Annotated in this window: 1 pseudogene; it reads right to left on the bottom strand. The window is 57.0% G+C overall.

What is annotated here, in order from left to right:
* A pseudogene (locus Q4563_RS17665) lies at positions 1–342 on the bottom strand (SDR family oxidoreductase); the annotation flags it as partial.

Genomic DNA, 342 nt, shown 5'->3' with positions numbered 1-342 from the left:
AACTTCCGGCACATCGTGATCCGGCTCAACGTCGGCAATCCGGTCCTTCATCCATTCCAGCACATCAAATAGCGTCGCCGGTTCATCATCGGTGGCCAGATACACCGACTCCAACGGCTCTCCGGCCAGTGCTTTTTCACACAGCAGCGTCAATACCCCCACACAATCATCGCGATGAATACGATTGGTCCACACTGGCGGCTCAGGGTCGCAGTGGCCACCATGGCGGGCTTGCTCAATCAGGCGATTACGACCCGGGCCGTAGATACCGGTAAACCGTACCGCGGTGGTCGCGATTGTGCTATTGAGCAGTAACTGTTCTGCCTGCAACAACTCCTTGCC

The organism is Gilvimarinus sp. 1_MG-2023, assembly GCF_030548285.1.
The sequence above is the reverse complement of the archived record's forward strand: the minus strand, read 5'-3'. Positions and strand labels throughout refer to the sequence as shown.